Raw genomic sequence first — 10,251 nt, forward strand, 5'->3', positions numbered from 1 at the left:
GGTGCTTCGTGCCGGAGGGCATGCCGTGGCAGGGGGACGGCCTGGCCGTGCGGGTGCCCTGCGGGGCCGGGTGCGCTGGCGCTTCGCGTCGAGTGGCACGGCCGCGCGTAGCGCGGCGCGGTGCGGGGCATGGCCCCGGTGGTGTTCCGGCCCGGTGGGGCCGCGCGCAGCGCGGGGTGGGACCGTGTGCCGGCGGTGGTCCGGCGCCGTGGCCGGGTCGGGTAGGGCGGCCACGCCCGTTACGCGGCCACGCCCGTTACGTGGCGATCCACGCCTCCCGTGGGGGCGTGCCGTCGGTCGGGGTGAGTTGGCCGGCCTTGGTCCAGCCCCAGGACTGGAAGGCGGTGCGGGCCGGTGCGTTGCCGGGGTCGAGGAGGGTGAGGTGGAGGCCCGCCCGGTGGCGGGCGAGCAGTTCCCGCTGGAGCCTGGTCGCCACCCCCTGGCGCCTGCGGTGCGGCGCGACCAGGAGCGCGGCAATGACGAACACCTGGCGGGAGGTGGTGAGTTCGTCGATCGTCAGCGGCACGTCGGTGAACGCGCGCCACCAGTCGCCGTCCCGGTCGACGCGGAAGCCGTAGACGCAGCCGACGAGCGCCGGGTCGCCGGCGACCATCATGTCGAACTCCGGCTCGCCGGTGTCCTCGTCGACCAGCCGGCGGACGAACTCCTCGCGCTCCAGCGGGAAGACGCCCGGCGCTTCCTGGCGGGCCGCCAGGTAGAGGTCGCCGATGCCCGCGCGCTCCGACTCCGCCTGCCACCGGCTGAGACGCCGCAGAAAAACCGTGCCCATGACATCTCCCCGTGAACTCCGCGCCGTGAACTCTCCATCGTCCCACTCCAGCGCCGGTTCTGGAACGGAGCGGCGGGACGGTACTAGCGTGAGGGCCATGTTTGCCGCCTATGCCGCGCGCTTCGACCGCGACCAGCCGCTGAACGCACTGGAGCTCGGCGACCGTCCCGAGCCCGAGGCCAGGACCGACTGGGCCGTCGTCGACGTCCGCGCCGCCTCCCTCAACCACCACGACCTGTGGTCCCTGCGCGGCGTCGGGCTCGCCGCCGAGGCGCTGCCGATGACGCTCGGCTGCGACGCGGCCGGCGTCGACGAGGACGGCAACGAGGTCCTCGTGTACTCGGTCATCGGGGCCACCGGACACGGGGTCGGCCCGACCGAGCGCCGCACGCTGCTGAGCGAGAAGTACCAGGGCACGCTCGCCGAGCGGGTGGCCGTGCCCCGGTGGAACGTGCTGCCCAAGCCGAAGGAGCTGTCCTTCGAGGAGGCGGCCTGCCTGCCCACCGCCTGGCTCACCGCCTACCGGATGCTGTTCACCAACGCCGGGGTGCGCCCGGGCGACAGCGTGCTGGTGCAGGGCGCCGGCGGCGGGGTGGCCACCGCCGCCGTCGTGCTCGGTGCCGCCGCGGGCCTGCGGATGCTGGTCACCAGCAGGGACGCGGCCAAGCGCGAGCGGGCCGTGGCGCTCGGCGCCGAGGCCGCGTTCGAGTCGGGGGCGCGGCTGCCGAGGCGGGTCGACGCGGTGCTGGAGACGGTCGGCGCCGCCACCTGGTCACACTCCGTCAAGTCGCTGCGGCCCGGCGGCACCCTGGTGATCTCCGGGGCCACCTCGGGGCAGGCGCCGCCCTCCGCAGAGCTGAACCGCATCTTCTTCCTGGAGCTCAAGGTCGTCGGCTCCACCATGGGCAGCCGGGAGGAGCTGGCCTCGCTGGCCTCGTTCTGCGCGGCCAAGGGCATCCGGCCGGTGATCGACACGGTGCTGCCGCTCGACCGGGCGCGCGAGGGCTTCGCCCGGATGGCGGCCGGCGAACAGTTCGGGAAGATCGTGCTCACCATGTGACGGAACCGTTCCGGGTGCCCCCGGCGTCGTCCACCAGGACGGGGACGAGGATGGCGCTGGGGGAGGCGACCATGACCGACCAGGGGGGAGACGCGGGCGAGTTACCCGCGTACCGGGGGATGGGCGAGTTCGTCGATGCCCTCGAACAGTTGATCAAGCAGCCCCGGCGGCGGCGCACCTGGCTGCCGGTGCTGCTGCTCACCGGCCCGGTCGACGGGCGCGTCGCCACGGGACTGCGGCGCTGGCTCAACGGCGAGCACGGCCCGCTCACCCCGCACGCCTACGTCTCGGGTGTGGAGAGCGGCCCGGAGGCGCCCGACCTGTTCGACGAGATCAGCGAGCAGCTGCGGCGCACCACCCGCGCCTGCGACGGCGGCCGGCTCAGGCTGCCCGGGCTCTGGCTGCTCAGGACGGTCGCCGCGGCACCGGAGCCGATCAGGTCGGGGCACTGGCGGGGCATGCGCGACCACCTCTACGCCAGGCACCGCGAGGAGTCCACCCTCGCCCAGGCCCTGTGGAACGTGGCGGGCGAGGAGCGCGGCGACGGCATCAGGGGCGACGGCGGCATCACCGCCGCCGTGTGGAACTTCCTGGTCGGCTGGGCCTTCCAGGGCCTGCCCCGGCTGCTGTTCACGGCCCGCGCCAAGCGCCGGCTCGCCTGGTTCACCGCCTGGGCGGACCGGCAGCGCGGCCCCGCCTCCCTCTTCGACCACCTGCGCGACCTGGTGCCGGCCGCCTCCAGTGCCGAGGGCCTCGAGGACCTGGACCGGGTGCTGGTGCAGGCCATGATGACCGACCTGGAGCGGGCGGTGCGCGGCGGCTTCCCGCGGCCCTGGCGCCGCCGCCGCGCCCACCGCTACGTGCTGCTCTTCGACCGCGCGGGCGACGAGCACTCGCGGGTGCAGCGGTTCATCAGGGAGCTGCGCAACGAGGCCAAGGACCGGGGCGCCACCTCGCTGCTGGTGGTGGCGGCCGGGGTGAACGGGCTCGCCAGCCTGATCCCCGACGAGGAGAAGACCGGCTTCGACGCCGCCGCCGACTGGCTCGTCGACGGCCTGACCGACCCCCGCCTGGTGGCCTCGGTGACCGGGCTCGTGGTCACCGTGCCCGAGGAGCAGGCCCCCGACGACCCCAGGGCCGCCTACCAGCTGCGGCGTCGGCGGCGCCTTCGGGTCAGGCCGCACCGCCTGGGGCCGCGCGCCGAACTCGCCGCCGAACTCACGGCGGTGGCGCTGCTCGCCGGCCTGCTGCCGTTCGTCCCGCTGCCCGGGGACGACGGGTGCTCCGGCGGCACCTTCCGGGGCTCGGACGGCACGTGTGTGGGGCCGCAGGGGCCGACGCTCGGCAGCCCGGTCGTCCCCGACCCCGACATCCGCGAGGTGCTGGGGCGCATCGAGGAGCAGAACGCCGCGGTCGACGCCGCCACCGCCGACTGGCGTCCCGAGGACGGGCTGCCGATGCCGCGCACCGTCTTCTACATCGGGCCGTTGAGCGGCGGCGCCGGCTCAGACGATCCGGTGCGCGGCGGGACGCTCGCCCAACTGCGCGGGCTCGCGCTGGCCCAGGGCCACGGCAACGCGCAGGCGCTTGGCACCCGGGAGCGGGTGCCGCTGCGGGTGGTCGCGGCCGACGCGGGGGACCGGTTCCGTGACGCGGTGCAGGTGGCGCGGCACGTCGTCGACCTGGCCGAGGAGGACCCGTCCATCGTCGGGGTGGTGGGGATGGCGCAGAGCCGGGACACCGTCTACCAGGCGCTCGAGGTGCTGAGCCGGGCCGGGCTTCCGGTGGTCGGCATGGCCGGCACCGCGGACGAACTGCTCGACCACGGCACGCACTACTACCAGAACGCGCCCACCAACAGCAGGGCCGCGGCCGCCATGGCCGCGTTCGCCACCGACGCCCCGATGATCGCCGACGCGGACGGCCGGCGGCGGCCGGCCGAGCGGGCGGTGCTGGTGGCCGACGCCCGCGACGCCTACAGCAGCGGCCTGGCCGGCTCCTTCCAGGAGAGCTACCCGGGGCCGCTGGACACGCTGCTCTACACGCCGTCGAACGACCTGCCGCGCGACGAGGGGACGCTGACCGGCGAGCCGGCGCCCACCCTGGCGCGGCTGGCGGCCGAGGTGTGCGGGCGGCTGGCCGAGGAGCCCGCCACCGCCCTGGTCTGGGCGGCGCGGGGCAGCGAACTCCCGCTCTTCCTCCAGGAGCTGAGGGTGCGGTCGGAGGACTGCCCGCGGGTGAGCGTGCTCGGCGGCGACGAGATCTCCAACGTGCGGATCACCGAGGACGAGCCCTGGCGCGTCTTCCCCGAGCTCTCCCTGTACTACGTGCTGGACGGCGGCGGGCCGATGCTGCGGGAGAGTCAGGAGGGGCAGGCCTTCGCCGACGCCTACGAGCGGGCCTACGGCGGGACGGACGCGGCCGACGTGGCCCGGGCCATCGCGCTCGACCCGCGACCCGCGCTGGCCTGGGACGCCATGCGCTACTTCGCGACCGCCGTGGACCAGGCGTGGGAGAGCACCGGCCGGGCCAACGGCCGCCTCGACCGCGACCTCGTGCAGGGCGTGCTCTACCAGGGCCTCGGCCCGGACGGCTTCGACGGCGCCACCGGCCGGCTCGACCCCGCCGGGGCCGACGGCGGCGGACGAACCACCGAGGACAAGCTGGTGATCATCCTGCACGTCGCCGCCGCGCAGCCGCCGCGCGCCGAGCTGGTCTGCGGGGCCGTCACCGCGGAGGACGTCAGGACCACGTGGGGCGAAGGGAACCACCCCTGCCCGTGACCGGACCTAGGACCCGTCCTCGGGCAGCCGCAGCAGCGCGACCAGGTGGGCGGCGCTCGCCGACAGGTGGCGGCGGGCGTGGCGCAGCTGGTCCTGCGAGACGCCGTGGTCCCTCGCCGCGTCCCGCACGTCGTCCCGGAAGCGGTCGAGGAGCCGGATCAGCTCGCGCTCCGGGTCGGCCACCGGCTCGTCCGGCTCGCCGCCCGGCTCGTCGTCCCGCACCGGATGGCCCCAGGCCCACGGGGTGCTCGGGCCGACGAACCGGCTCCATCCCCCCATCTCGTGGTTGAGGCCGTCGAGCCCCTCGCGCACCGCGCCCGACCAGTCGCCGCTGGCGGCCCTGGTCTGCACCCGCTCCTGGATGCGCCGCGCGGCCTGCTCGAACTGGGCCCTCGCCTCCTCGCCGGCCCGGGCGCCGGCCGTCCGCGCCTCGTCGCGCGCCCGACGGGCCTCCTCCCTTGCCCGCTTGGCCTCCGCCTTCCAGGCGGCCCGCTCGTGCGCGCCGTGCCGCTGCCCGCCGGCGCCGCCCGGCGGCCGGCCGCCGCGCGCCGCCGCGGCGGCCTCCCTGACCTCCTGCCGCAGGTCGTGCGCCGAGCCGCTGACGTCCTCCCTGATGTCGGCCGCGAGCGCCGCCAGCGACTCCCTGATCTCCCGCTCCAGGTCCGTCAGTTCGGTGTCGCGCGCCGCCAGCTCCCGCTCGCCCTCCCGGGTGAGCGAGTACACCTTGCGGCCGCCCTCTTCCGAGTGGGTGACCAGGCCCTCCGCCTCCAGCTTCGCGAGACGCGGGTAGACCGTGCCGGCGGACGGCGCGTAGAGCCCCTGGAAGCGCTCCTCCAGCAGCCTGATCACCTCGTACCCGTGGCGGGGCGCCTCCCCGAGCAGCTTCAGCAGGTAGAGGCGGAGACGGCCGTGGCCGAAGACGGGAGGCATGTCAGGCGTCCTTACGCAGCGAGGTGGCGGGCGTGTCGTACGCGGCCGGCGGTCGGCGCAGCAGGGCCAGGGCGCCCGAGACGCTGCTGCACCGCACGCTGCCTGCCCCCGCGCCCAGCGTGCCGGACAGCTGCCTGGCGCCCCAGCCGCCGACCGCCGACAGCTCGGCGAAGGCCGAGGAGACGGGGCCGCTCGCGGTGCTCGCCGACACCTCGGCGCTCACGCCCTCCGGCAGCCGGACCGCGACCTCGCCGGAGACCGTGTTGAGCCGCAGCTCCGGCGGCAGCGCCGACGGCGCCAGGTCCACCACCATGTCCCCGCTCACCGAGTCGGCGGCGAGCTGGGGGGAGCGGTGGTCGATCACCGTCAGGTTCCCCGAGACCGAGTTGAACCGCAGCCGGCCGGTCAGCCCCTGCGCCTCCAGATTGCCCGAGACCGTCTCGGCCTGCACCCTGCCCGACAGGTCGACCAGCGTGGTGTCCCCGCTGACGCCCCGCACGTCCGTGCGGCCCGCGATCCGGCTCACCACGGCCGAGGCGCCCACCAGGCCCACCGTCAGCCGGGCGTCGGCGGGCACCGAGACCGACACCACCGCGCTGCGCCGCCAGCCCTTGCGGTCCAGCCACTTGAGGAAGCCCTGCCACGGCAGGTCGTCGTAGGCGACCGAGAGCGTGCCCCCGTCCCGGCGGACGACCAGCGGCGGCCCCTTGACCTCGGTGATCTCGACCCGGGTGGTGGACTCGGTGGTGCCCACCACGTTGACCAGGCCGCTGACGACCCGCACCTGGAGCTCCTCGACGGGCTCCCCGTCGAAGGTCAGCGTGCGGTCCTCGCTGATGGACCACTCGGATGTGCGCGGCATGAACCCTCCCGCGTTATATCGCGTCCTGGAGACACGATATATCGCGTACCTGGAAAGTCAAGGTCAGTCGTCGTCGTCCTCGTCGTCCAGGCGCGCCAGCCAGGTCGCCAGTCGCTCGACCGGCACCTCGAAGTCAGGGTTCAGGTCGACGAAGAGCCGCAACTGGTCGGCGAGCCAGGCCAGGGTGACCTCGTCCTCGCCGCGCCGCCGCGCCAGTTCCTCGATGCCTCGGTCGGTGAAGTACAACGCTGCTCCTTTCCGTTGTCGGGACGGGGACGGACACGGGTCCGGCCCGCCGCCCACGTCGGGCGACGGGCCGGACCCGTTGAAGGCTCGCTCAGAGCGCGAACACCTCGTCGAGCAGCGCCTGCTGCTCGGCCTGGTGCCGCTTGGCGGAACCGACCGCCGGCGAGGACGACGCGGGACGCGACACCCGCCGCAGCTTGCCGGCCGCCTCGACGTTCTCCACCAGGTTGAGCGCGATGAACGGCCAGGCGCCCTGGTTGGCCGGCTCCTCCTGGGTCCACACCACCGAGTCCGCGGCCATGTACCTGGCGAGCTCCGCCTGCACCTCCTCGGCCGGCAGCGGGTGGAGCCGCTCGAGACGGACCAGCGCCACGTCCTTGCGCCCCAGCTTCTCGCGCTCGGCCGCCAGTTCGTAGTACACCTTGCCGGTGCAGAGCACCACGCGCCGCACGCCGGCCGGGTCCACCGTGGTGTCCCCGATGACCGGCCGGAAGCCGCCGCTCGTGAACTCCTCGGCCGTGGAGGTCGCGGCCTTCAGGCGCAGCATCCACTTCGGCGTGAAGACCACCAGCGGCTTGTGGTGCGGGTTGTGCACCTGCCACCGCAGCAGGTGGAAGTAGTTCGCCGGGGTGGTCGGCAGCGCCACCGTCATGTTGTTCTGCGCGCACAGCTGCAGGAAGCGCTCGATGCGGGCCGAGGAGTGGTCCGGGCCCTGGCCCTCGTAGCCGTGCGGCAGCAGCAGCGTGACGCCCGAGGTCTGGCCCCACTTCTGCTCGGCCGACGAGATGAACTCGTCGATCACGGTGGCCGCGCCGTTGGCGAAGTCGCCGAACTGCGCCTCCCACATCACCAGCGCCTCGGGCCTGGCCAGCGAGTAGCCGTACTCGAAGCCCATCGCGGCGTACTCGCTGAGCAGCGAGTCGTAGATGTTGAACCTGGCCTGGTCCTCGGACAGGTAGAGCAGCGGGGTGTAGTCCTCGCCGGTCTTCCGGTCGATCAGCACCGCGTGCCGCTGGCCGAAGGTGCCGCGCCTGGTGTCCTGGCCCGCCATGCGGACCGGGGTGCCCTCCATCAGCAGCGAGCCGATGGCCAGCAGTTCGCCCATCGCCCAGTCGATCGTCCCCTCCTCGACCATCGCCGCGCGCCGCTGGAGCTGCGGCAGCAGCCGGGGGTGCACGGTGATGTGCTCGGGGATGTTGACCTGGGACTCGGCGATCCGCTTGACGACCTCGGCGCTGACGCCGGTCGCCACCGCCACCGGGAACTCCGGCTTGGGCGCCGGCACCTCGGCCGGGGCCGGGGTGACCGTGGCCTCCCTGACCTCCTTGAAGACCTTCTCCAGCTGGTCCTGGAAGTCCTGGAGCGCCTGCTCGGCCTCCTCGAGCGTGATGTCGCCGCGGCCGATCAGCGACTCGGTGTAGAGCTTGCGCACGGAGCGCTTCTTGTCGATCAGGTCGTACATCAGCGGCTGGGTGAACGACGGGTTGTCCGTCTCGTTGTGCCCGCGACGCCGGTAGCAGACCAGGTCGATGACGACGTCCTTGTTGAACGCCTGCCGGTACTCGAAGGCGAGCCGGGCCACCCGGCACACCGCCTCCGGGTCGTCGCCGTTGACGTGGAAGATCGGCGCCTCGATCATCCGCGCCACGTCCGTGCAGTAGGTGGAGGACCGGGCGGCGGCGGCCGTCGCGGTGTAGCCCACCTGGTTGTTGATGATGACGTGCACGGTGCCGCCGGTGCGGTAGCCGCGCAGCTGCGACATGTTCAGCGTCTCGGCGACCACGCCCTGGCCGGCGAACGCCGCGTCGCCGTGGATCAGGATCGGCAGCACCGTGAAGTCCTTGCCGCCGCGCCCGATCACGTCCTGCTTGGCCCGCGCCACGCCCTCGACGATCGGGTCGACGGCCTCCAGGTGCGAGGGGTTGGCCGTCAGCGAGACCTTGATCTGCTCGCCCGACAGGCCGGTGAAGGTGCCCTCGGTGCCCAGGTGGTACTTGACGTCGCCCGAGCCGTGCATGGACTTCGGGTCGAGGTTGCCCTCGAACTCCCGGAAGATCTGCGCGTAGGACTTGCCCACGACGTTGGCCAGCACATTGAGCCGGCCACGGTGCGCCATGCCGATGACGACCTCGTCCAGCTTGTCCGCCGCGGCCTCGTCGAGCACCGAGTCGAGCAGCGGGATGACCGTCTCGCCGCCCTCGAGCGAGAACCGCTTCTGGCCGACGTACTTGGTCTGCAGGAAGGTCTCGAACGCCTCCGACGCGTTGAGCCGGCGCAGGATGCGCAGCTGCTCCTCACGCTCAGGCGCGGTGTGCGGGCGCTCCACCCGGTCCTGGATCCACTTGCGCTCCTTGGGATCCTGGATGTGCATGTACTCGATGCCGGTGGTGCGGCAGTACGAGTCGCGCAGCACGCCGAGGATGTCGCGCAGCTTCAGCATGGACTTGCCGGCGAAGCCGCCGACCGCGAACTCGCGCTCCAGGTCCCACAGGGTGAGCCCGTGCTCGGTGATGTCCAGGTCGGGGTGCTTGCGCTGCTTGTACTCCAGCGGGTCGGTGTCGGCCATCAGGTGGCCGCGCACCCGGTACGCGTGGATCAGGTCGAACACCCGGGCGGCCTTGGTGACCTCGTCGTCGTGGTTGACGTCGATGTCGACATGCCAGCGGATCGGCTCGTAGGGGATCCGCAGCGCCTCGAAGATGTCGTCGTAGAACCCGTGCTCGCCGAGCAGCAGTTGGCTGATCTGGCGCAGGAACTCGCCGGAGGCCGCACCCTGGATGACCCGGTGGTCGTAGGTGCTGGTGAGCGTCATCACCTTGGAGATGCCCAGGCGGTTGAGCGTCTCCTGCGAGGTGCCCTGGAACTCGGCCGGGTACTCCATCGCGCCGACGCCGAGGATCACGCCCTGACCCGGCATCAGGCGCGGCACCGAGTGGACCGTGCCGATGCCGCCGGGGTTGGTGAGCGAGGCGGTGACGCCGGAGAAGTCCTCCATCGTCAACTTGCCGGTGCGCGCCCGGCGGACGATGTCCTCGTAGGCCTGCCAGAACTCGAAGAAGGTGAGCGTCTCGGCCTTCTTGATGCCGGCCACGACCAGCTGCCGGTCGCCGCTCTTGTTCACCAGGTCGATGGCCAGGCCCAGGTTGACGTGCTCGGGCTTGACCAGCGTCGGCTTGCCGTCCTTCTCGGTGTACGAGTAGTTGATGGACGGCATGGCCTTCAGCGCCTGCACCATCGCGTAGCCGATGAGGTGCGTGAAGGAGACCTTGCCGCCGCGGGCGCGCTTCAGGTGGTTGTTGATGACGATCCGGTTGTCGAACAACAGCTTCACCGGGACCGCGCGGACCGAGGTGGCCGTCGGCAGGTCACGGGAGGCGTTCATGTTCTTCGCCACGGCCGCGGCGGGACCGCGGAGCGTGACGAACTCGGGCCCGGCGGCCGGCTCGACCTCCTTCGGGGCCGCCGCCGGCTTGGCCGCGGCGGGCTTCGGGGGCTTCGGGGCCTCGGCGGGCTTCGCAGGCGCAACCGGCACGGCCGCGGGCGCGGCGGGCGCGGCGGCCTGCGGGGCCGCCGGCGCGGC

At 73.2% G+C, this 10,251-nt stretch carries 7 protein-coding genes; 2 read left to right on the forward strand and 5 right to left on the reverse strand.

Annotation, left to right across the window (positions count from 1 at the left end):
- Positions 1–256: 256 nt before the first annotated feature.
- Positions 257–790, reverse strand: a complete 534-nt coding sequence (locus ACFWI8_RS19270) for a GNAT family N-acetyltransferase (protein WP_387092765.1) — start codon at positions 788–790, stop codon at positions 257–259.
- A gap of 97 nt (positions 791–887) precedes the next feature.
- On the opposite strand from ACFWI8_RS19270, the gene ACFWI8_RS19275 reads away from it, so the two are divergent.
- Positions 888–1,850: a zinc-binding dehydrogenase gene (locus tag ACFWI8_RS19275; RefSeq protein ID WP_387092768.1), complete on the forward strand. Its 963-nt coding sequence runs from the start codon at positions 888–890 to the stop codon at positions 1,848–1,850.
- Between the two features lie 71 nt (positions 1,851–1,921).
- The gene (locus ACFWI8_RS19280) at positions 1,922–4,633 is read left to right on the forward strand and encodes an ABC transporter substrate-binding protein (RefSeq protein WP_387092771.1); all 2,712 of its coding nucleotides are present in this window, start codon (positions 1,922–1,924) and stop codon (positions 4,631–4,633) included.
- 6 nt (positions 4,634–4,639) lie between these two features.
- On the opposite strand, the gene ACFWI8_RS19285 is transcribed toward ACFWI8_RS19280, so the two are convergent.
- The 4 genes from ACFWI8_RS19285 to ACFWI8_RS19300 all read right to left on the reverse strand — a co-directional run.
- Positions 4,640–5,563, reverse strand: a complete 924-nt coding sequence (locus tag ACFWI8_RS19285) for a PadR family transcriptional regulator (protein WP_387092775.1) — start codon at positions 5,561–5,563, stop codon at positions 4,640–4,642.
- A gap of 1 nt (position 5,564) precedes the next feature.
- A complete protein-coding gene (locus ACFWI8_RS19290; protein WP_387092778.1) occupies positions 5,565–6,425 on the reverse strand; it encodes a DUF4097 domain-containing protein in 861 nt (286 codons plus the stop codon).
- Between the two features lie 63 nt (positions 6,426–6,488).
- Positions 6,489–6,671, reverse strand: a complete 183-nt coding sequence (locus ACFWI8_RS19295) for a DUF6104 family protein (RefSeq protein ID WP_387092781.1) — start codon at positions 6,669–6,671, stop codon at positions 6,489–6,491.
- 91 nt (positions 6,672–6,762) lie between these two features.
- Positions 6,763–10,251 (reverse strand): multifunctional oxoglutarate decarboxylase/oxoglutarate dehydrogenase thiamine pyrophosphate-binding subunit/dihydrolipoyllysine-residue succinyltransferase subunit (locus tag ACFWI8_RS19300; RefSeq protein WP_387092784.1); only part of this gene is annotated, 3,489 nt, incomplete at its 5' end.

Origin of the sequence: Streptomyces sp. NPDC127098, assembly GCF_042722465.1 — a bacterium.
Classification (GTDB): Bacteria; Actinomycetota; Actinomycetes; order Streptomycetales; family Streptomycetaceae; genus Streptomyces; species Streptomyces millisiae.

What these genes read in the sequence shown, in the direction of transcription:
- ACFWI8_RS19270 (WP_387092765.1), bottom strand. Translation starts at nt 790, where the DNA reads ATGGGCACGGTTTTTCTGCGGCGTCTCAGCCGGTGGCAGGCGGAGTCG.
- ACFWI8_RS19275 (WP_387092768.1), top strand. Translation starts at nt 888, where the DNA reads ATGTTTGCCGCCTATGCCGCGCGCTTCGACCGCGACCAGCCGCTGAAC.
- ACFWI8_RS19280 (WP_387092771.1), top strand. Translation starts at nt 1,922, where the DNA reads ATGACCGACCAGGGGGGAGACGCGGGCGAGTTACCCGCGTACCGGGGG.
- ACFWI8_RS19285 (WP_387092775.1), bottom strand. Translation starts at nt 5,563, where the DNA reads ATGCCTCCCGTCTTCGGCCACGGCCGTCTCCGCCTCTACCTGCTGAAG.
- ACFWI8_RS19290 (WP_387092778.1), bottom strand. Translation starts at nt 6,425, where the DNA reads ATGCCGCGCACATCCGAGTGGTCCATCAGCGAGGACCGCACGCTGACC.